This is a genomic window from Stappia sp. MMSF_3263, assembly GCF_030733745.1.
Classification (GTDB): domain Bacteria; phylum Pseudomonadota; class Alphaproteobacteria; order Rhizobiales; family Stappiaceae; genus Stappia.
This window is the reverse complement of sequence record NZ_JASHIK010000022.1, coordinates 43,298-64,427: the sequence shown is the minus strand read 5'-3', so window position 1 is coordinate 64,427 and position 21,130 is coordinate 43,298. Positions and strand designations below refer to the sequence as shown.

Genomic DNA, 21,130 nt, shown 5'->3' with positions numbered 1-21,130 from the left:
GTGGGGGGCACCAAGGAGGCATGGCCCGGGGACAGTTGGGACAGGAGGAGAGGCGGGAAACGGATCGAGATCAGGAGATGGCGGCGTTGACAGTCTTGCTGCTGGAACCGCCAGGGACGAACTGCGGATCAGTGGGGCGCGCGTCGGTCTCAGCTCCGGAGACCATCTCGGCATCATCATCGCTGCTCGGATGGTGCTATCGGGGGCGGAACGCCAGAGATGTGCGGAACCGGATTTCGGCCAGGCGCAGGAGATCAGGCTGAGGACGCGTGCGAGACGCTCACTGGCAGTAGGCCTGTAGAGAGGTAGGACCGGGACCGACAGCGCCGCGTTGCTCAGCGACAAGCCTTTGCGTATCTGCCCAGCACGGCGGCAATTTCCTGCTCGGTGACGAAGCGGCCCTTGTCGGCATCCTAGATCCCCTCACGAACCCCGGCTCTCCACACCGCGCGCCAGGCGGCGGCATCAAGCGGGCGATCAGGCGTGTCGGGATGTTGGGATGTTGGGATGTTGGGATGTTGGGATCGACTCGTCATGGCTCCAGCCTGCCATAGCGTTCAGCACCCGGCCAGACAAAGCGCCGATCCACTCACAGGCAGGCTTCCATGGGAGCCTGCTCGTTGTACCGCGCTGGGTCTACAGGCCGCGCAGGTCCTTGATCAGGGCGAAGAGATGCAGCGGATCGGTGGGGGATTCGATAAAATCGAAGCGACGATAGAATGCACGGGCGGCATCGTCCTTGGCATGCACGGCAAGCGCCCGGATACCGGCAATGTCCGCCGCCTGCAGGGTGCGCAGGACCGCATCGCGCAACAATCCGGCGCCGATGCCCTTGCCCTGCCAGTCGCGCGCCACGGCAAGCCGGGCGAGCAGCATGATCGGCACCGGGTGACGGGCCAGTCCCTTGACCAGACGCTCGGGCGCCTCGGCATGCGCGACCTCCCCGACGACCAGCGTGTAAAAGCCGATGACGGTATCGTCCGCCAGGCCGACATAGGTCTGCGAGGCATTGGCTTGTTGATTGGGGAAGGCAAAGCGCTCCAGGAAGCGGTCGAGTGCCGGCTCGCCGCAGTCGAACGAGTCGACCGCGTGGCGGCGTGTCAGCTTCTCGACGCGGAAGACCGTCACGCCGGCTCGTTGCCGGAGAAGATACCGGGCTCGCCCAGCAGCCTGCGCATGCGCGGCATGTCGCGCACCGGCGCATCGAGCGCGCTCTGGAACGCTTCCCAGCGCGCACTGTCGAGCCCGAACTGGCGGCGGTCGGCGAGCGTCTCCTCGGCATGGCCAAGGGCGCTTTGCAGCACATAGTCGCTGACCGTGCGCCGTTCTGCAGCGGCCGCCGCCATTAATATGCGCTTGGCCTCCGGCGTCAGGCGCAGGTCGAGCTTTTCGGAACGGGTGGTGCGTGTGGTCATGTCAGCCTCTTAAATTCACCTTATCAGAAATTGCCCGACAATGTCACGACAATTCCGATCTCATCGACCAATGTCATGCAGGCCCTCATACAGTCGCAACGCCGTCCCTATCGGGTGAGGCCGGGGACGGAGGCGGAGGTAAAGGAGGACGGGATCATGTCGTCGTCGATGGCAAGGCCGGTGTCGGCGGCGGGACCGGAGGAAGACGGCGCCGTGACGTCCGTGTCCATCGAGACCTCGGACGCCAGTTCTGGGATCTGCGCGCGCACGGCATCGGGCATGGCGCTCTTCAGCTCGTCGCGCATCTCGTCAAACGCCTCGCGCCATGCGGCTGTATCGGCGGGGCAATCAGCCGGAGGGTTGTGTTGCCAAGACAGCGAATTGGGACGCGAAGACTTGCCATTGACTGCCGGGATCGAGGCAACGGCCATGGCTTCTCCTCAGGCGGCGGCGGTATCCCCACTGCCCTGGCAGCACCGGGATGAAACTTCGGCTCAGATGGTAACGACCTGATCGATCTACTGCAGCAGCATGCGATACCCGCCACCGCGGATCATCTTGTCGGCGCTTCGAACAAGGCGTTGGATCCGTGTTCTGAGATACCCGGCTTCCCAATCAGCGTCGACACGCTCCTTGCCAAACAAGGCAGTTGCAATTTCGCGCTGACTTGCGCCGGCCTGCAATCCGTCATGGGCTTGCAAGATCATACTCCAGCGGTTCGCCTTTCGATTTGCCGAGAACAGGGTACTGGGCAGGCGGCCAAGTCGCTCGAGTGCCAGAAATCGGCGCAAGGTGGCGACTTTTGCGTCGACGCCGGAAAATCCCGACAGACAATAGGCGAGTTGAACGGGCCCCTTGAGCAAACTGCCGGAGACGACATCGAGACGCAGCGAGTGAGGCCCGTCGCAAATCAAGACATGCTCGCCATCACGCGAACGGAGTATGGTGATCTGGTGGGGCACACTGAGAAGATCGAAAACATTGGCCGGGCTGGCCCGGTCGGCGGGAACCGCTTCTACAGGCAATATGCCGGCCTGGCAGTCTCCACGCCAAAAAACCGAGAAGCGGCAAGCCGAATATCGGCACCTGTCAGCAAAATCGCACACCCCAACGCTGGGTGTGAACCAGTTCCTCTTTGAGGGTAACAAGGTTGACCGGCGGTGTTCGGCGCAACAGCTGACGCGTTGCTGATGCCCCAAGGAAGCCGGGAAACTCCGGATGGCGCCGCAAAAACTCCCAGGCCCAATCCGCGCGGTCATGGTTGTGCAGGCAGCGATAATGACCATGTTGGTGCCAGTTCCAGAAGGAAGCATTCCTGTCTGCTTCCTTCATTTGGCTGAAACCCCTTTTGTTGGGGCAACAGGGGGCACTTCCGTCTCGCCTTGGGATGTATGGCTGGCTGAGGCTGGTGCCGAACCACTCCACAGAGCCTGTCGGTCGATGGCATAGACCTGCCGTGTTCTGGCGAGCGCGGCCGGGCTCATGTCAAGGACAAGGCCCACAATTGGTTCGCCGTGGTGAAGGATGGGCGGGCCCAGACGCTGTGGACGCCATCCCAGCCTTGCAAGTCGGTCGAACCAATAGGGCTCACAGACGACCGAGAGTTTGCTGACTTTCGTCTTCAGGCAGAATTCGACAATCCCGCAATAGATGATACCGGCGGCAAGACACGGCTGTCCGGGACATCTCAAGCCCGGCACCACAAAGATCCGCGTCCATTCAAAAATGCGACCTGCCCGCGGAACACCATGAGGTGCCAGTTGAGGAAAAACGTCACTCAGCAGATGGGGCTTGAGGCTTGGCACCAGGCGAGAGCCGGCAACGACGCCCTTTTCGCTGTCAAGGCCGAGCAGATAGACAGCATCATCCGTGTCGAAGGCATCGATCTCGCGACCATCGGCGCGCTCCAGATCACTCCACCCTCTTTCTCCAACATAGATCTCGTGGCGCAGACGGAACAGCTGCTCGACATATGTGCTGTAGGCGCTGCGGTTCGAGCGGTCGACGATATGGACATGGAACATGGCGCATCCCCTGCTTCCCATGTTCCTAGGTTGCAAATGATCGGGCCCGCCATCCCGATATCTGGGGATTGATCAGGGTTGGATTTCTTGCCGGAGCAAGGCCTGAACGACAGCATGTACATTGTTGGCGGCATTGAGTTTGTGTTTGGCATTGCGCAAGTGACTCAACACGGTGTGCTCGGATAGGTTGAGGATCCGGGAGATCTCCCAGGCCGTCTTGCCGCAGGCCACCCAACACAGGATCTCCTGTTCCCTTTGCGAAAGCACCGGCTTCTTGAAACAACGCATTTCAGAACGGAGGCGCCCGACGGACTGCAAGGCATGGCGAGCAAGAAGACCGATAACGTCTGCGGCACCAGGTTCGAGGTCACGGGTCTTGCCGGATGCGCTGACCACCAGGGGTGGTGAGAACGGGGCATGGACCGGCACGCACACACCCTGGCGAAGTCCGAATTCGATGGCCTCATCCATGACGGTGCGAGCACGATTGTCCAGATCTCGTCGCGGAATGTCACTCCAAAGAAACGGGTCACTGGCGCGGCGACAACGCGCCACGCAGGGATCGAAGCGATAGTGCCCACGCGCCAGGTAGTGCTGATACCAGTCTTCGGGCCAGCCATTGGCAAGAATATGCTCCTGCCAGTGTGCCAGATTCCCGGTTGGAAGATGCGTGATCAGGCAGGCATCCCAACCGCATCGGGTGAGATGGACTGACAGTATATCCAGAATTTTACTGATATTCTCCGCCTGATCGATCGCCTTCACAGCCTGAAAAACATCAATGATCTCTTTCTCGTTCATCGTTATTTCTACAGACCATAGAAAACAGAATTTCTGTCGCGAATAAGAATATTCGCGCTCAAAATTCAAAGACAAGTCTGCATCATAGGAATGATTACTATAGTAGGTGGAGAGACGGGTCGCAGCCTGCCTGTTTCAAGGCATGAGGTTACGATCCATCATGGCTCGCAATTTGCGCCTGCTTCGCCGCGCTTCTGGATTGACCCAGGAGCAATTGGCGGATTTGTCGGGCCTGGACCGCAACTATATCGGTAAGCTCGAGCGCGAGGAAAACTCCCCGACACTCGACACGCTGGAAGCCATCGCTCTTGCGCTTCAAGTTGACGTGGAACGGCTGGTGCAGCGCGAGATGCCGGCATCCCGCCAGGTCATGCGCTGAAGATTCTGGCCAGAACCGGCAATCCCGGCCGGTCCGGTGAGCGGGACGGTGACTGGGCCCGGACTTGGAGCCAAGACTGAGACCAAGACCAAGACTGGGGCGGATCAGCCAAACAGTTGCGCTCCACCGAGGTGCAGCACCGGAACAAGGCCCTCGAGCCGCTGCCGCCTGCGAGCGCCAGGTCGACCGGTTCTGCGTCCAGCGTGGTCATCACGAGCCCCATGGCCGGGAGCCGGCCTCGCGCCGGAATGCAGATGCAACAGCAACAGCCGATGTGAGATTGCAGAACAGAAACAAAGGCTAGATCTGCCCGATACGTCTTTGTGTTCGCCCCTGCTCGCAGCGCCTTCAACCATCGGACGGGCCTGGGGTTTAAGAGCCGGTGGCGCCGCGTCCGCCTGATCCGGCCGCTGGCATCGCATCTGAGGAACGGCCCGGCCTACATCCGACTTGCGTGTTTCGTCTTGCGTTGAGCGGTCACGCTTTTGTTGCCGGCCTTGCTTCCTGCGGGGCGCTCAAAGAACTCGGCAATGTCAGAACCAAGGACTTTGGCAAGGCCTGCGAGGAACACAACGGTGGGATTGCGTCGGCCGGTCTCGATCCCGCTCAGATAGCCGCGCGTGCAACCGGAGCGCAGCGACAGATCCTCCTGGGAAATATCGCGCTCCCGTCTCAGCCGCTGCACATTGAGGCCAACCAACACTCGCACATCCATGCGGGCATGGCGCCACACCGCACACTTTAGGACGACACACTATAGTGAACATTCGTGCTTGACAGCACATGAGGCCATCCGTTTTACTGTTGATTATTGGAACAATATTCCGATTAAAGGAACAGTCATGACGGGCAGTCTTTCTCTGGAGCGAGGACTTTCAGTGCTGGAAGCGCTGAAGGATTCAGACGAGCCGATCGGTGTGCGTGAGATCGCCCGGAGGCTGGATCTCAGCCCCCCTGCGATCCAGAGACTTCTCAACACACTTGCAGGTCGCGGCTATGTGGAGCAGGCGGCCGATACGCGCCGCTATCACATCGGTCACGGCGTCGTGGAACTCGCCCGACACGTGCTTCGCAAGGACAGGCTTGTCGAGACGGCCGAGCCAGAACTGCAGGCGCTGGCGGCAATCGGCTTTTTCAACGCCTTTCTGGGCGTGCGCCTCAGCTCACACGGCCTCTATCTGCTTGCCGTTCAAAGCCGCAGCCCGGTGGTCATTCGCTCTTCTCCGGGCGAGAGGATGCCCCTGCATTCCACCGCGCTCGGGAAGGCCTTGCTTGTTGGATTGGCGGAGGATGCGATCCTTGAGCTTTTCGGCCAGGGGCAGCTTGAACAGCTCACTGCACGCACGCTGACCACGCCTGCCCAGTTGATTACCCAACTCCAGACGGCGCGCGGGCTCGGCTATACCACGTCTCTCGATGAGAACATTCTTGGCGTCATCTCGGTTGGCGCGCCCATTCGCGGGGCATCCGGTGCCGTGATCGCCGCGATCAGCATTGCCTGTCCGCGCGCCATTGGCCCGCGGATCGAGATTGCCGAAATGGGCGAACGTGTGATGGCCGCCGCAGGGCGGATTTCAGCCCATCTGGGTTTTCCCGAAAATGGCGAACCGACCGGTAAGGATCCTTGCTATGCCGCATGAGAGCATTCTTTTGAACACCGAGCGCCTTCACGCGCGCATGTCCAAGTTGCGGCTTGATGCGATCGTCGCCACGAGTCCGGAAAATGTCACCTATATGAGCGGCTTCTGGGCCTTGCCGCAGTGGATACGTCGCGGCCCGCAAGCCTATGTGGTCTGGACGGCGCGCGGTGACGGTGAGCCGGAGATCATCACAAGCACGGCGACGCTTGATCTGATCGCCGATCAGGACATCTGGATCGAGCGTGTGCGCCGCTACGGAACCTTTCATGTGGATGAAAGCGCCGAGACCGGCACGGATCCGGTGTGCCGGCGGCAGATGGAGCTGCAAGCACAGCCTGATCACGGGGATGCGTTGACTGCGCTTGTGACCTCTTTGCGCGATGCTGGTCTGACGCGTGCTCGCATCGGGATCGACGAGATCGGGCTGATGCCCGATCAGCTGACCGAGCTGCGGCAGCGTCTGCCGGATGCCGCCTTGCTGCCCGCCGCAGACGTGTTCCGCGATGTGCGGGCTGTGAAGACGGAAGAAGAGATCGCCCGTCTCGCCAGGGTCGCGGAAATCACAGAACGTTCTATCGACGCCGCGCTGGCCGTTGCCCGGGTGGGCGCAAGCGAGCTCGATCTTGCGCGCGCCTTCCACACTCAGACCGTGCAGGAGGATGCCTTGCCGGTTCTGGGGTGCATCGGTTTTGGCGAAAGAAGCGCCTTGATGAATGTCCAGCCCTCCAGACGCACGCTCGAACAGGGCGATGTCATCCGTTTCGATGTGGGTGGGCGCTATCGCCATTACCGCGCAGATATTGCCCGCATCGCCATTTTCGGAGAGCCCACACGAGAAATCCGTCAAAAGCATCGCGCCCTTCTTGCGGGTGTGGAGCGTGCTTGCGAGTTGATCCGGCCTGGCAAACGTGTGGCAGACATCTATGCGGCTGCCGTCGAGACGGTCCGCCGCGAGGGCATTCCCCATTACAGACGCAATCATGTTGGTCACGGCATCGGGCTTGACGGCTATGACGCGCCCGCTCTGACACAAACCAGCGAGGAGCGTCTTGAGGCCGGAATGGTCCTTTGCGTCGAGACGCCCTATTACGAAGCCGGTCGCTGGGGCTTGCAGGTCGAGGACATGATCGTGGTGCGCGCCGACGGAGCCGAAAGGCTGACGGCGACCAGCGGCGATCTCATGTTGGTGACGCCATGACGAGGGTTCATGGGTATTGTTGCCTTCGCTGCGGCAAACACTATCCGCGGGATTTTGTCATCGACTCCCGTGGCTGTCCCGCCTGTCATGGCGAGGCGCCGTCCAATCTGCGCCTTGTTGGCTCCCCCGATATCCTTGTGGCAGAGGCGCCCTCGCAGGAAGGTGGCAAGGCGATCTCGTCCCTGTGGCGATATGCACATCGACTGCCCTGCCCGGCACGACTGGCCGTTTCGTTCGGGGAGGGCCTGACACCTCTCTTGCCAGCTCCCAGACTGGGCACCCGGATCGGTGTTCCTCAGCTCTTGATCAAGGACGAGGGTCGCAATCCGACCTGGTCGCACAAGGATCGCTTTTCGTCGGTGGCGGTATCTGTGGCACGTGTGCAAGGGGCGCGTGTGGTCGCGACAGCCTCGTCAGGCAATGCCGGAGCGTCCCTGGCGGCCTATGCGGCCCGCGCCGGACTGACCTGTGTGACGGCCACATTCGCCGGCGCGGCCGGACCAATGCTTGCCCAGATCCACAAGACTGGCGCCATTGTCGTGCCCTTCGCATCAAAGACCGATCGCTGGAAATTCCTTGCCGAAGGGGTCGAGCGGCTTGGATGGTTCGCAACATCTCCGTATCGGGCGCCGGTCGTTGGCAGCCATCCTGCTGGAATTGAAGGATACAAGACACTGGCTTTCGAGCTGGTCGAGCAGATGCATGGCCAGGTACCAGACTGGTGCGTGCTGCCCGTGTGTTACGGCGATGCGCTTGCAGGCCTTTGGCGGGGCTTCCTGGAGCTGCAAGAAGAGCGTTCCATCGACCGTCTTCCACGACTCGTTGCTGCCGAAGTGCATGGCTCGCTCAGCGCGGCTCTGGCGGGTGATCAAGATTGTCTGCCTGACGTCAAGACATGCTCGGACACGGTCGCGGTTTCGATCGGCGCGACCCGTAGCGCCTATCAGGCACTCAATGCCTTGCGGCAATCGGACGGCGTGGCTGTTCCGATCGGCGATTGCGACCTGATTGCCTGTCAGGAACAGCTGTCACTCGATGAAGGCCTGTTTGCCGAACTGGCCTCCGTTGCCCCGTTTGCCGCCATCGAATTTCTGCGGACACGGAATGTCATCACACAGCGGGATCGCGTGGTGGCGATTGTCACCGCCAGCGGCTTGAAGGACATCGATCGCTCCATGTGCCGCGCCCCTGAACAACCGACATTCAGTTCGGTTGCCGAGGCGTGGTCACACATTTCGGCCGAGACGCGTCTGCATTTGCGGTCCGCGCAGGAGCCGGTTTTCACAACAAGACATTGATCTCAATAAAACGGAGAGGAACCATGGATCGTCGAAGCTTCCTGATTGGCTCAACACTCACCGCAGCCACCATTCCCGTGCCCACGCGTGCGGCCCCCTCGGCCTATCCGGCTGCTGAAGCGACAATCATTGTCGGATTTGCTCCAGGTGGCGCTGGTGATCTGGCCGCCCGAACCGTATCCCGATACGCGATATCGGCAAGGGATGTTCCAGTCACACTCGATTTCAGGCCCGGCGCCGGGGGCACGATCGCCACGGATCAAGTGGCCCGTGCAACGGCTGACGGTTCGGTTCTTTCGCTGTTTTCCGTGAGCCCACTCATGGTCGCCCCACATCTGCAGAAAGTTCCATATGATCCGCTCACGGACCTCACCTATGTGGCGAGCTATGCCGGAATCTCGATCCCGTTCTTCGTACGCTCCGACAGCCCGTTCAAGACCTGGGATGATCTTCTCCATCATGCCCGCGCAAATCCGGGCGGCCTGCGTTGGGCAACGGCCGCACCGCGCGGCTTGCCGCATATTGCCACTGAGGCGGCATTCCGCCAGGAGGGAGTCAGCGCGACATTTGTCCCGTTCGGCGGTGAAGCGGATGCGATCACAGCCCTGCTTGGCGGCCATATCGAAGCCGTCGCCGCCTCTGGCTATGCACCTCATCTGGAAGCCGGTTCCATACGCCTGCTGATCGAGACGGGTCCGGAACCGATCGCCGATCAGCCCGAACTCCCGACCTATCGGGAGCGCGGGTATCCCCTTGCCATATCCGCCGCATATGGGCTTTTCGGGCCGGCAGGACTTCCCTCCAATGTCATCACCTGGTGGGAAAAGCTCCTCACCGAGATGACCGGGAGCGCTGCGTATGACGGCTTTCTGAAGACGTTGCGCGGGCATCGACTTTTCCAGGACAGCGCCACGTTCACGAAGAATGTGCAAGCCGGCTATCGCGAGATTGGTCGTCAGATCGAGATGCTGGGACTGCGCCCGTGACAGCGATGCGTATAAGCGCCGTATGTCTTGCTGCGATCGCGGCCGCCGCCGCGGTCGCAGCATGGAAGCTTGGTCTGTGGCGGGCTGGTGCACCTGGGGCAGGACTGTTCCCCCTTCTGGCTGCACTCATGCTTCTGGGCACGAGCATTGGCACCCTCATACGCGACACGCCTGAGGGGATGGACAGGGAACCAGCCGATCGGCGGCGTCTGCTCCTTTATCTGCTTGCCATCTCGCTGTTTGCGATCGCCTTCAACCTGCTCGGTGCCGTGCTGGCCATATTGGCGTTCGTCACGGGCGTGTTGCGCTGTATCGAGCGACTGAGTTGGCCGCGATCCATGATCGTCGCCAGCACTCTCGCAGGATTGTGCTGGATTGTGTTCGATCAACTGCTTGGCGTTCCTTTGCCGGCGGGCTTGTTGGGGGGAGGATAATGGACGCTCTTGCAAATCTCGGGGAAGGTCTGGCGATCGCTCTGGGACCTTCGAAGCTTGTATTTGCCTTCATGGGTGCGGTTCTGGGCACGGCGGTCGGCATCATACCGGGTCTGGGTCCCACAGCTGCGGTGAGTTTGTTGCTCCCGGTGTCCATCATGCTGGACCCACTCAACGCAATCATCCTGCTGGCCGGAATCTATTATGGATCGCTCTATGGCGGCTCAACCGCATCGATCCTGATGCGCGTCCCTGGAGAGGCGGCCAGCGTGGTCAGCTGCTTTGACGGATACCCGATGGCGCAGTCCGGCCGAGCTGGCGTCGCGCTCGGCATCACTGCATTTGCAAGCTTCCTGGCCGGCGTGGCTGCGACGTTCGCCATCACGTTTCTCGGCCCGGCCTTTGCCTCAAGCGCGCTTGCCTTCGGCCCGGTTGAAAAAACCGCCCTTGTGGTTTTCGGTCTGACCTTGGCGGCCAATATTGGCGAGGGCCCTCGGATGCAGGCCTGGGTCATGGTCGCCCTGGGCTTGTTGCTATCCACCCTTGGGGTCGATCTCGTCTCCGGCGAGGAACGCTACACATTCGGCATTCCCAACCTTCGTGATGGGTTCCATGTGGCGGTTCTGGCCATGGGCATGTTTGGCGTGAGCGAAGTCTTGATGCTTTCGCAACGCAGCCAGAAAATCGAAAAGATGGTCTCCACGTCTTACCGTCTGCGCGATCTGTTGCCAGATCGGCAAGACTGGAAATCCTCCGCCATGCCGATGACGCGCGGCACGGTTCTGGGCTTTTTTCTCGGACTTCTGCCTGGAGGCGGAGCTCTGATTGCAAGCTTTGCCAGCTATGTCATGGAAAAGCGCATATCCAGGCATCCAGAACGCTTCGGCAAGGGCGCGATCGAAGGGCTTGCCGGGCCTGAGAGCGCCAACAATGCTGCTGCTCAGGCAAGTTTCATCCCGCTTCTTTGCCTTGGCATCCCCCCGAATGTCGTCATTGGTGTGATCATGGGAGGTCTCTTGATGCACGGGGTGGTGCCTGGCCCCCGACTGATTGCCGACCACCCCCATCTCTTCTGGGGCGTGGTGGCCAGCATGTTGATCGGCAACGCCATGCTGATTGTCCTGAATGTTCCGTTGATCCGCATCTTTGTGCTGCTGTTGCGGGTTCCTCCCAGGATCATGGCACCGTCCATTCTCGTCTTCTGCATTATCGGCGCCTTTAGCATTCACAACAGTGTCTTCGATGTGGGCGTGGTCGTATCCTGCGGCATCATTGCCTATGGGTTGCGCAGGAGCGGGTTTGACCTGGCTCCGTTGCTGCTTGCATTCCTTCTCGGCTCCTTGCTTGAGCAGAATCTGAGGCAGGGTCTGATCATGGGCTATGGCTCCTTGTCCGTATTCGTCTCCAGCCCGATCAGTCTCACCTTCCTCAGCATCGCCGGGGCAACCCTGCTTCTGCCCCTCATGCGTTATATCAAGCAACAGGTTTGCAGCGATGCCGGAGCCTGAAGGCCTTGGGTCAGACGGACCTTGTGGCGTGTGATCAGCCGTCCATGCCTCAAGCCAGATTGTGGCGCCCTGCAATGCTGCGGGTGGCTGGATGACACCCGGCCGGAGGGCAGTCTAAGACCTGCAGCTCCCGGCTGTGACGGTTGCAAGCGCCCGACGTGCCCATGCAAGACGTGTCCAGTCCCCTTCACCGGCCGCCTCAATCCGGCTAAGCGTCACCGGCTCCCTGGGCACGTCAACGGGCCAGCCTTTGATGCCGACCAACCAGTCATCATTGTAGAGCGTGTGTTGATAGCGATGTCCTTCATCTGGAAGAATAACGAGGGTCGTCGCGTCGGGTTGGCGGCGCGCATACCAGGCCGCAACAAGCGCTGCGGCACCACTTGTTGGCCCCATGAAGACAGCGTGCTGGCGATACAGTTGACGCGCGGCGGCAAAGGCTGGCAACACGCCGACCCAATGAACGTCGTCGATCAGTTCATGTTGCAGGTTGGAGGGAAGGACTGAATTGCCGAGGCCACGCAGCAATCGCGGGCCCGGCGGGTGACCGAACAACACGCTGTTCTGGGTATCGACGGCAAGGATGACGAGTTCGGCGAACATCTCACGCAGAAGGCCTCCCGTTCCACAAAGTGATCCCCCGGATCCAACACACCCGACGAGGCAGTCGACCCGGCCGATCTCACGACAAACGGATTCGGCGAAGGAGCCATAGGCCCATCGATTGTCAGGATTGTCGTATTGCTGAGGCCAGTAGGTTTCCGGTCTGCGCTCCAGCACCTTTTTAAGCAGCATCAGCCGCTCAGCCTGGGCACCGGATCCGCTTGCGTCTTCGACCACATGCAGGGACGCCCCCAACTGTTCCAAGCGGCGCCTGAGCGGAGGGTCGATGAGGCTATTCGCCGTGACCAGTGTCAGCTCAAACCCACGCACAGCTGTCGTCATGGCAAGCGCCAGACCAAAGGTCCCCGAGGTCGTCTCCACGACGGACCCGCCGGGCAGCAAGCGACCGGCAGCTTGCGCTCTGTCCAAAATATACCGGGCGGGAAGAAGTTTCATCAGCGAGAAACATGCCGCGTAGAGGTTGCGCTCCAGGCGAACGATCCGTGGCGCTTCAAAGGAACGCGGGACGTCACCCTTGCCAGTCATTGCCGGAACACTCCGTCGACATTGACGAAAAAGGTGATGACGCCCTCATACCCAGATCGTTCGAGCTGATCGCGCAACAGGCGCGATCGTTGCACCACCCCAGGCTCTGTTGGATCAAAAATCACCCCCATCAGCGTGCCGCTGTGTGAGACCTGGACGCCGCAAGCATCGAACGCCTTTGCAAGGTTGAGGATGGTCTCCAGATCCGGTTTGGCCAAGTGATGCTGACCAATACGTGCGCTCGCGGTGGCGACATATCCAATGAGCCGCGGATCCTGCTGCTTGACCGCGCGAAACGCGAGGCCACGCAAGGCTTTGAACTGCGCAATCTGCTGTTGGTCATAGCGGGCCCTTGGCAGATTGAGCGTATCGATCGGACGGGCACCGCCGCTGCGGAAACCGACCACCTGCAACGGTGGATAGTCACCTCCAAGATGCTCGATAATGTCACCTTGGCGATGTGCGAAAAGCACCATTTGTTCGCCATAGGCAATGGCATCGCTTGCGCCCTCCGCTTGCACCGCCAACTTGCTGAGCGTCGAGCAGCGCAGGTTCACGCCCGCGCCAGCAGCCACGGCCCGTATTGCGGCAACAACGTCGGCGGTGGAGGAGCCGTAGCCGTGGCCGATCGGGATGTCACTTTCGATGGTCAAGTCACCGCCGATATTGGCAAATCCAAGATGCTTGAGTGTTAGCGCTGCCGCTTTCGCCGCTTTCCCCCGACCAGGAGGCCGTGTGCGAATGCGGCCCGGCCCGTTTGGCCAATAGGTCGCTGTCGATTGCTGCGCGGCAAGAGGCAAGGTAATCAACCCACGCAGCAGATGCCCGTCTTCGTTTTCGAAGACCCCTTGCAAAATTTCTCCGTGATGGGCGATTGCTCGACCAGTCCCGAGCTTCAAATGTGGGCCCGATCGCTCGTTGCCCTGCTCGGCGGCCTGATCAAACCGAGGGTTCTGTCTGTCACGGCGGCTGGAGGCCATCGCACATATCTCCTGAATGGAGGGCAATCATGTGCGAGGGTGCCAGCCCCTGTCATTCACCAGATCTGGCGATAGTGATGTGATCGGCTTTTCGAAAGTGATCGATTGGCCGCTTCGACCAGACACGCTCACCTTGCGCAGGATGCAAAACCAAGGATCGCCATTATAGGAGGTTCATTGCCTGCGCAGGCTAGCAACGGACATGTGGCCGCCCGCCCCGTACCGGCTTTCCTTGCGGGTCTGTTCAAGAGAACACGCAATGACGATTTCGCACCTCGGTTCAGAGCAATTGCCATGGACCTGTCGTCCCGTGAGCGCGGCGCGGCTTTGGTCGCACATGGCTCTTGTCTGATCATCACACAAGCGACAGAGGAGCTCTTGCGCTGTGGGGCTCAGATGCGTTCACATACAACTGCGTAATCGAGGCGCCTGCCCTCGACATATTCCTGATATCGCATTGTCCCCGGCATATCGGCCCAATCGAGCGCATAGCCCCGAAAGGGACCGGGAACACGGTCGATCAGGGCCAGGCGCCGTGGCACGTCCTCGGCGATGGCGGCAAACACATTCTTGGTAATATCGACGATCTGCTGCACTCGTAAGCCGTTCTCACGCGCCAGAGCGTTGGCCACACGAATCTGGTTTGCAAATGCCTTGTCGGTATAACCAAGGGAGAAACTGAGCGTCCCTCCGGGCCGCAACACCCGCGCCGCCTCTGCGACGAAGGCCGGCATGCCGACATAGCTTGCCGTACCGACGCTGAAGATCATGTCGAAGCTCGCGTCCGCGAAAGGCAGCTCCCGCGCACTGGCTTGCTTTACGGTCAGATTGGGAAACACCTGCAGGCGCTTCCGGCAAACGCTCACCGCACTTCCATTGACATCAACGCCGGTGATGCGCGCATCGGGAAAACGACGCGCCGCGACCTGCATGCCGCCCCCCAGCCCACAGCCAATGTCCAAGATATCGTTCCACTCGCGCTTTTCCGCATCACGGGTCAGCGACCACAGAACCTGATCATACAGGGTTGCCTGCAAGGGCTCCTGATCGAAGGGAGAGAGATTGCTCAGCGTCTCGTCAGCAGGCGAAAAACCGCTGTTGAAGAAATTCTGATGTCGTGCCGGAGACAGACGGTAGAGCGCGAAATAGATCGCCTCCTGGAACTTGCGCTGCAACGATTCCGGGAGTTTGCGCTGGAAGCGGCGTTTGAGAAGATAAAGACGGGACATGAACGGCTCCGGCGGGAAGGATCATGCCCTCCTGATAAAGCCTCCTGTCCTGCTTGCCTACACCCGCAGGCGCACCCAGCACGAAAGAATATCCCCGACATCAGGTCCTTGCGTCAATCAATGAGACCGATCCTGAGGACGGTGGGTTTTGCCAAGTCGGCAAGCTGAGGACCTATTGACCGTCAAAACCAAAGAAATCTGCAGGATCAGGCGCCAACGCGCACAACCATCCCACCTTCCGTGGCTGTTGCCGGTTCGCTGCGCATCGAGAACCGGCTCGGAGCGACGGCGAGGCTGCGCTGCACATTCCTCGGCTGACGCGGCGCGGCGAGACCCTGCCTGCCTGCGCGCTACTGGCGGCCGGAGCGATGGGCCCAGCCGGTCATGCGCATCTCGAGCCAGGCCATCATCGCGTACATGACGATGCCAAGCACCGCGAGCGCGACCAGCCCCGCCCAGACGAGCGGCACGTTGAACTGCGACTGCGCCGCCAGCATCATGTGGCCGATGCCGGCATTGGCCGCCACCGTCTCGGAGATGACCGAGCCGACGAACGCAAGCGTGATGGCAACCTTGAGCGAACCGAAGAAATACGGCATCGAGCGCGGAATGCCGACCTTCAGCATGATGTCCATCTTCTTCGCACCCAGCGCTCGTAGCACGTCCTCCATCTCCGGCTCGATCGTGGCAAGGCCGGTGGCGACATTGACGACGATGGGGAAGAAAGCGATCAGGAACGCGGTCAGCACGGCGGGAACCGTACCGATGCCGAACCAGATCACCAGGATCGGAACGACCGCGACCTTGGGGATCGAGTTGAAGCCGACCATCAACGGATAGAGACCGGCATAGACGGCCCGGCTCCAGCCAATGGCGAGCCCCAGCGCCAGTCCGCCGACCACGGCCAGGAGAAAGCCCAGCGTCGTGGTGAAAAGCGTCTGCAGGGAATCCTTCCAGATCACCGGCCAGTATTTGACGATGGCGGCCCAGATGTCGGTCGGCGCAGGGAGAATGAACACGGCGATGTCGAACATCTCCACCGCCGCTTCCCACACCACGAACAGTCCGATCGTCCACAGCCAGGGAGCTGCCTTGATCCAGCCTTCGTTGGTCATGCCGCCGCCCTCGCTTCCGCGATGTGTCCGCGCAACTCGTGGACGATGTCGTTGAACTGCGCCTCATAGGTGAGGTCGATCGGTCGTGGCCTCGCGAAAGCGATTTCCTGGTCGACGATGATCCGCCCCGGCCGGGCGCTCATGACGAACACCCGGTCGGCCAGGAACACCGCCTCGCGCAGGTCATGGGTGACGAGAATGACGGTGAACCCCTTCTCGGCGTGAAGGTCGCGCATCACCTGCCACAGTTCCTCGCGGGTGAACGCGTCGAGCGCGCCGAAAGGTTCGTCGAGCATGAGGAGCGCCGGATCGTGGATCAGCGCCCGGCAGAGATTGGCGCGCTGCTGCATGCCACCGGAAAGCTCCCAGGGAAACTTGTCGCCGAACCCTTTCAGTCCGACGATCTCAAGCAGCTCCTCAGCCCGCGCGACGTAGCTTTCATAGTCGCGCTTCAACTGGCGGCGGTGCGGCTGAACGATCTCCAGAGGCAGCATCACGTTCTTCAACGTCGTCCGCCAGGGCAGCATGGACGGGTTCTGGAAGGCCATGCCGGCAACCGAGACCGGTCCGTCCACTTCCTTGCCGGCAACCTCCACGGTTCCCGCCTGCGGCCGGATCAGGCCGGTGGCAAGCTTCATCAGGGTCGACTTGCCGCAGCCCGACGGGCCGACGACGGCGGCGAACTCGCCGCGTCTCACAGCCATGGTCAGGCCGTCGAGCGCGAGCGTGCCATCGCCCCCCGGCCCATAGGCCAGGCGAATGTCATTGAGATCAACAAAACCGGTCACGGGATGAACGATGCTCCGAGAAGGGGCGACAGGAACGGTCCGGATGCCGGGACGCAAGGACCGCCGACCGCGATTGCCGGGAGCAACCGGAGCCGGCGGTCCCCGATCCGGATTACTTGACCATGCGCTCCGCGGCGGGCGGCAGGTAGGACGGATCGAAAACCCGCTCGGGCGCCGGCGGCGTGTCGCTGACGCCCATCGATGCCTTCAGATACTCCATCGACTTGGCAAGCTTTGCCATGTCGACGCCGCCGAAACCGTTGGCCTTGACCGCCGGCGTGGCGATCGAACCGGCAACCGCCATCTTGATGCGGTCGATCTCGGTCGCCTCATCAAGCACGCCGTTGCGCTTGAGCACATAGGGTACGGATGCCTCCGGATCCGCGATCGTGTCGAGGAACCCGCGCACCAGCGCCCTGACGAAGCCCTTCACCGCGTCCGGGTTCGCCTCGGCGAAGTCGGTGTTGACCATCACCACGTTGCCGTAGAGATCGAGACCGTTCTCGCCCATCAGGATGGTGGCGATATCATCCTCGGCAACGCCCTGGGCCTTCAGGTTGATGACGGAGGAGAAGGAGAAACCGAAGATCGCGTCCACCTGCCCCTGGGCCAGCATCGGCTCGCGCACCGGAAACCCCACATTCTCGATCTTGATGGCGGAGGTGTCGATGCCGGCAACGTCGACAAAGGCCGGCCACTGGCCGAAGGCGGCATCGGGCGGCGGCGCGCCGAGCGTCTTGCCTTCAAGCGACTTGGGGTCCTCCGTCACGCCCTTGCTCTTGCGGCCGATGATGGCGAAGGGCGGGCGCTCATAGGCCATCATCACGGCCTTGACCTTCAGTTCCGGCTGGTCGTCCATCAGCTTGATGAGGGCGTTGATGTCGCCGAAGCCCATGTCATAGGCGCCGGTCGCCACGCGCGGGATCGATTCGCGGGAGCCGGCACCGGTGTCGATGGTGACGTTGAGCCCCTCTTCCGCGAAGTAACCCTTGTCCTGGGCAATGAAGAAGGGAGCCGCGGGGGCTTCGAACTTCCAGTCGAGGGTGAACTTGATATCGGTGTCGGCCATGGCCGCCGGCGCGGCCAGGGACAAGGCAAATGCAATTCCGAAAAACTTGCGCATGAGGACCCCCACTGGCGATATTGTCGGTATCGCCAGCGAGACTGCCTCGCAATTGCCCAAGGATCAAGCAGATTTGACGCCTGCCTAAATTAGGATCAAGGCTGCCTGCGCCTTGAGCAGGGCCGGCCCGAAACCATCGTCCGGGCCGGCCCGCCCTGCATTACAGGCCGAGGTGGCGGATGACCTCGTCGGCCAGGTCCTCGGCGGAGCGGGCAACCGTGTCGAGCACGAGTTCCGCTTGCTCCGGCGCCTCGTAAGGGCTGTCGATGCCCGTGAAGTTGCGGATCTCGCCTGCCCTGGCCTTGCGATAGAGCCCCTTGGGATCGCGTGTTTCGGCTATCTCCAGCGGCGCATGGACATGGATCTCCACGAACTCGCCCGGGCCGAACAGATCGCGGGCCATCTGCCGGTCCGACCGGAACGGGGAGATGAACGAGACAAGGGTGATGAGCCCGGCTTCGGTGAAGAGCTTGGCAACCTCGCCCACCCGGCGGATGTTCTCCACCCGGTCGGCTTCCGCAAAGCCCAGATCCTTGTTCAGCCCGTGGCGGACATTGTCGCCGTCGAGCAGGAAGGTCAGGCGCCCCTGGGCGTGCAGGCGCTGCTCGACCAGATTGGCGATGGTCGACTTGCCTGCCCCCGAAAGTCCGGTGAACCAGAGCACGCGCGGGGTCTGGCCGGTGAGCGCGGCACGCGCCGTCCTGTCGATGTCGAAGGCCTGGCGGTGGATGTTGTCCGCCTTGCGCAGGCTCGACCAGATCAGCCCGGCGCCAACCGTCTGGTTGGTCAGCGGGTCGATCAGCACGAAGGACCCCATGTCGCGGTTGACCTCATAAGGGTCGAAGGCGACGGGGGCGCCCAGCTGGATCTCGCAGAAACCGATCTCGTTCAGCGCCAGCGTCTCCGTCGGCAGGTGCTTGAGCGAATTGACGTCGATGCCGTGCTCGATATGCCTGACCACGCCCGTGGTGGTGCGCTTGCCGGCCTTGATGATGTAGTTGCGGCTGGTGCGCAGCGCCTGGTCACCCATCCAGATGACATGGGCGTTGAGGCGGTCGGACACTTCCGGCCGCTGGTCCGGCAGGCTGAGAACGTCGCCGCGGGAAATGTCGACTTCTTCCTCGAGGGTGATGGTGACCGCATCGCCAGCCACCGCCTCTTCAAGGTCGCCGCTCATCGTGGCGATGCGCGACACCGTCGCGACGCGTCCCGACGCGGCAACCGCCACCTTGTCCCCGGGGCGGATGCTGCCGCTGACGACCGTGCCGGCATAGCCTCGGAAGTCGAGATTGGGCCGATTGACCCACTGCACCGGCATGCGGAACGGGCCGAGGCGATCGTCGCTTGCAACGTCGATGCTCTCGATATGCTCAAGCAGCGTCGGCCCCTCATACCAGGGCATCGCCTCGCTTTGCACGGTGACGTTCTCGCCGGTCAGCGCCGACATGGGGATCACCTGGAGGGTCTCGAAACCGAACCCTTCCGCGAAGGCGCGATAGTCGCTCTCGATGGCATCGAGAACGGCACGGTCATGGCCGACGAGATCCATCTTGTTGACCGCCACGACGACGTGCCGGATGCCGAGCAGCGAGACGATGAACGAATGCCGCCGCGTCTGCTGCAAGACGCCCTTGCGCGCATCGATGAGGATCACCGCCAGATCGGAATTGGAGGCGCCCGTCGCCATGTTGCGGGTGTACTGCTCGTGGCCCGGCGTATCGGCCACGATGAACTTGCGCCCTTCGGTGGCGAAGAAACGATAGGCGACATCGATGGTGATGCCCTGTTCGCGTTCGGCCTCCAGACCGTCGACAAGCAGGGCGAAGTCGAGCGCCTCGCCCTGGGTGCCGTATTTGCGCGAATCCTTGCGCAATGCCGCCGCCTGATCCTCGAACACCCGCTTGGTGTCGTGCAGGAGACGGCCGATCAGCGTCGACTTGCCGTCGTCGACGCTGCCGCAGGTCAGAAAGCGAAGGAGCCCCTTCTGGTCGTGCTCGCCGAGAAAGTCGACCACGGGCGGGGCAATGGAAGGCAGAGCCTGGTTCATGACGGGGTCCTCAGAAATAGCCTTCGCGTTTCTTCTTTTCCATGGAGGCCGCCTCGTCATGGTCGATCAGCCGGCCCGAGCGCTCGGAGGTACGGGCGATCAGCATCTCCGTGACGATCTGGTCGAGCGTGTCGGCGTTCGATTCCACAGCCGAGGTGAGCGGATAGCAGCCAAGCGTGCGGAAGCGGATGCGGCGCATCTGCGGGGTCTCGCCGGGCCTCAGCGGCAGGCGGTCGTCGTCGACCATCACCAGCGCGCCGTCGCGTTCCACCACGGGCCGCTCGGCCGCGTAGTAAAGCGGCACGATGGGAATGTTTTCGGCGCGGATGTACTGCCAGATATCGAGTTCGGTCCAGTTTGACAGCGGAAAGACGCGCAAGGATTCGCCCGGCCGCACCCGCGTGTTGAAGATCGACCAGAGCTCGGGGCGCTGGTTCTTGGGATCCCAGCCATGGGCGGCCGAGCGGAAGGAAAAGACCCGCTCCTTGGAACGCGACTTCTCCTCGTCGCGCCGCGCGCCGCCGAATGCCGCATCGAAGCCATGGGCGGACAGGGCCTGCTTCAACGCGTCGGTCTTCATCACCTGGGTGTAGTAGGAAGAGCCGTGATCGAAGGGATTGACGTTGTCGGCCAGCCCTTGCGGGTTGGTGTAGGTGATCAGTTCCATGCCCGCTTCCGCAGCCATGCGGTCCCGGAAGGCGATCATTTCCCGGAACTTCCAGGTCGTGTCGATGTGCAGCAGCGGAAAGGGCGGCGGCGCCGGATAGAAAGCCTTTCGCGCAAGGTGCAGCATGACGCTGGAATCCTTGCCGATGGAGTACATCATCACCGGGCGCGACATCTCGGCCACGACTTCGCGGATGATCTCTATGGATTGCGCCTCAAGGTGACGCAGATGGCTTCCCCGATTGGACACGGGCCTCTCCTCGTGATCTCGGCCGCGGGAAGAATATAGCGATGACGACGCAGAGTTGAACACCTGTGTCGGGACACCGTCCGCCAATCCCTCGGCAGCT

General features: G+C 61.7%; 23 protein-coding genes. 7 read left to right on the top strand and 16 right to left on the bottom strand.

The genetic code is table 11. From position 1 onward, the window contains the following. Nucleotides 1-636 precede the first annotated feature (636 nt). The 7 genes from RBB46_RS19620 to RBB46_RS19590 all read right to left on the bottom strand — a co-directional run bounded on the left by RBB46_RS19620 (nt 637) and on the right by RBB46_RS19590 (nt 4,240). Nucleotides 637-1,128 (bottom strand): GNAT family N-acetyltransferase, encoded by a 492-nt coding sequence (locus RBB46_RS19620; RefSeq protein ID WP_306030721.1) that lies wholly within the window; start codon nt 1,126-1,128, stop codon nt 637-639. Beyond that, the gene (locus tag RBB46_RS19615; RefSeq protein ID WP_306030720.1) at nt 1,125-1,415 is read right to left on the bottom strand and encodes a DUF1778 domain-containing protein; all 291 of its coding nucleotides are present in this window, start codon (nt 1,413-1,415) and stop codon (nt 1,125-1,127) included. Before RBB46_RS19615 ends, RBB46_RS19620 begins: the two co-directional genes overlap by 4 nt. 107 nt (nt 1,416-1,522) lie before the next feature. Continuing rightward, the gene (locus RBB46_RS19610) at nt 1,523-1,846 is read right to left on the bottom strand and encodes a hypothetical protein (RefSeq protein ID WP_306030719.1); all 324 of its coding nucleotides are present in this window, start codon (nt 1,844-1,846) and stop codon (nt 1,523-1,525) included. Between the two features lie 87 nt (nt 1,847-1,933). Beyond that, a complete protein-coding gene (locus tag RBB46_RS19605; protein ID WP_306030718.1) occupies nt 1,934-2,440 on the bottom strand; it encodes a DUF2285 domain-containing protein in 507 nt (168 codons plus the stop codon). Between the two features lie 64 nt (nt 2,441-2,504). Beyond that, nucleotides 2,505-2,747: a DUF6499 domain-containing protein gene (locus RBB46_RS19600; protein ID WP_306030717.1), complete on the bottom strand. Its 243-nt coding sequence runs from the start codon at nt 2,745-2,747 to the stop codon at nt 2,505-2,507. Then, nucleotides 2,744-3,439, bottom strand: coding sequence for an acyl-homoserine-lactone synthase (locus RBB46_RS19595; protein WP_306030715.1), 696 nt, complete (start codon nt 3,437-3,439; stop codon nt 2,744-2,746). The genes RBB46_RS19600 and RBB46_RS19595 overlap by 4 nt, the downstream gene beginning before the upstream one ends. A gap of 72 nt (nt 3,440-3,511) precedes the next feature. Next, nucleotides 3,512-4,240: a LuxR family transcriptional regulator gene (locus tag RBB46_RS19590; protein WP_306030714.1), complete on the bottom strand. Its 729-nt coding sequence runs from the start codon at nt 4,238-4,240 to the stop codon at nt 3,512-3,514. Between the two features lie 142 nt (nt 4,241-4,382). Between RBB46_RS19590 and RBB46_RS19585 the strand changes: the two genes are divergently transcribed. After that, nucleotides 4,383-4,619, top strand: coding sequence for a helix-turn-helix domain-containing protein (locus RBB46_RS19585; protein WP_306030731.1), 237 nt, complete (start codon nt 4,383-4,385; stop codon nt 4,617-4,619). Nucleotides 4,620-5,058: 439 nt separating this feature from the next. Here the strand turns inward: RBB46_RS19585 and RBB46_RS19580 are convergent, their stop codons facing one another. Continuing rightward, the gene (locus RBB46_RS19580; RefSeq protein ID WP_306030713.1) at nt 5,059-5,334 is read right to left on the bottom strand and encodes a helix-turn-helix domain-containing protein; all 276 of its coding nucleotides are present in this window, start codon (nt 5,332-5,334) and stop codon (nt 5,059-5,061) included. Between the two features lie 58 nt (nt 5,335-5,392). Here RBB46_RS19580 and RBB46_RS19575 point away from each other — a divergent pair, with 58 nt between their 5' ends. The 6 genes from RBB46_RS19575 (at nt 5,393) to RBB46_RS19550 (ending at nt 11,683) form a co-directional block, all read left to right on the top strand. Further along, complete coding sequence (locus RBB46_RS19575) at nt 5,393-6,259, top strand: IclR family transcriptional regulator (protein ID WP_306030712.1); 867 nt, start codon at nt 5,393-5,395, stop codon at nt 6,257-6,259. Between the two features lie 4 nt (nt 6,260-6,263). Continuing rightward, the gene (locus RBB46_RS19570; protein ID WP_306030730.1) at nt 6,264-7,457 is read left to right on the top strand and encodes a Xaa-Pro peptidase family protein; all 1,194 of its coding nucleotides are present in this window, start codon (nt 6,264-6,266) and stop codon (nt 7,455-7,457) included. A 137-nt stretch (nt 7,458-7,594) separates the two neighbouring features. Further along, the gene (locus tag RBB46_RS19565; RefSeq protein ID WP_336623183.1) at nt 7,595-8,755 is read left to right on the top strand and encodes a pyridoxal-phosphate dependent enzyme; all 1,161 of its coding nucleotides are present in this window, start codon (nt 7,595-7,597) and stop codon (nt 8,753-8,755) included. 23 nt (nt 8,756-8,778) lie between these two features. After that, a complete protein-coding gene (locus RBB46_RS19560; RefSeq protein ID WP_306030710.1) occupies nt 8,779-9,741 on the top strand; it encodes a tripartite tricarboxylate transporter substrate binding protein in 963 nt (320 codons plus the stop codon). Between the two features lie 5 nt (nt 9,742-9,746). Beyond that, on the top strand, nt 9,747-10,175 hold the full coding sequence (locus RBB46_RS19555; protein ID WP_306030729.1) for a tripartite tricarboxylate transporter TctB family protein: 429 nt from the start codon (nt 9,747-9,749) through the stop codon (nt 10,173-10,175). Further along, nucleotides 10,175-11,683, top strand: coding sequence for a tripartite tricarboxylate transporter permease (locus tag RBB46_RS19550; RefSeq protein ID WP_306030709.1), 1,509 nt, complete (start codon nt 10,175-10,177; stop codon nt 11,681-11,683). Before RBB46_RS19555 ends, RBB46_RS19550 begins: the two co-directional genes overlap by 1 nt. Before the next feature lie 114 nt (nt 11,684-11,797). Here RBB46_RS19550 and RBB46_RS19545 read toward each other — a convergent pair whose 3' ends face one another. The 8 genes from RBB46_RS19545 to cysD all read right to left on the bottom strand — a co-directional run bounded on the left by RBB46_RS19545 (nt 11,798) and on the right by cysD (nt 21,093). Next, on the bottom strand, nt 11,798-12,832 hold the full coding sequence (locus RBB46_RS19545; protein ID WP_306030708.1) for a PLP-dependent cysteine synthase family protein: 1,035 nt from the start codon (nt 12,830-12,832) through the stop codon (nt 11,798-11,800). Continuing rightward, complete coding sequence (locus RBB46_RS19540; protein ID WP_306030707.1) at nt 12,829-13,812, bottom strand: kinase; 984 nt, start codon at nt 13,810-13,812, stop codon at nt 12,829-12,831. The genes RBB46_RS19545 and RBB46_RS19540 overlap by 4 nt, the downstream gene beginning before the upstream one ends. A gap of 392 nt (nt 13,813-14,204) precedes the next feature. Then, nucleotides 14,205-15,041, bottom strand: coding sequence for a class I SAM-dependent methyltransferase (locus RBB46_RS19535; RefSeq protein WP_306030706.1), 837 nt, complete (start codon nt 15,039-15,041; stop codon nt 14,205-14,207). Between the two features lie 350 nt (nt 15,042-15,391). Further along, nucleotides 15,392-16,156 carry an ABC transporter permease gene (locus RBB46_RS19530; protein ID WP_306030705.1) on the bottom strand — a complete coding sequence of 255 codons (765 nt, stop codon included), beginning with the start codon at nt 16,154-16,156 and terminating at the stop codon, nt 15,392-15,394. Further along, on the bottom strand, nt 16,153-16,944 hold the full coding sequence (locus RBB46_RS19525) for an ABC transporter ATP-binding protein (RefSeq protein ID WP_306030704.1): 792 nt from the start codon (nt 16,942-16,944) through the stop codon (nt 16,153-16,155). Before RBB46_RS19525 ends, RBB46_RS19530 begins: the two co-directional genes overlap by 4 nt. 112 nt (nt 16,945-17,056) lie before the next feature. After that, nucleotides 17,057-18,067 carry an ABC transporter substrate-binding protein gene (locus RBB46_RS19520; RefSeq protein WP_306030703.1) on the bottom strand — a complete coding sequence of 337 codons (1,011 nt, stop codon included), beginning with the start codon at nt 18,065-18,067 and terminating at the stop codon, nt 17,057-17,059. Between the two features lie 160 nt (nt 18,068-18,227). Continuing rightward, entirely contained in the window at nt 18,228-20,114 is a 1,887-nt protein-coding gene (gene cysN / locus RBB46_RS19515) for a sulfate adenylyltransferase subunit CysN (RefSeq protein ID WP_306030702.1), read from the bottom strand. A 10-nt stretch (nt 20,115-20,124) separates the two neighbouring features. Beyond that, entirely contained in the window at nt 20,125-21,093 is a 969-nt protein-coding gene (gene cysD / locus RBB46_RS19510; protein WP_306030728.1) for a sulfate adenylyltransferase subunit CysD, read from the bottom strand. Nucleotides 21,094-21,130 lie beyond the last annotated feature (37 nt).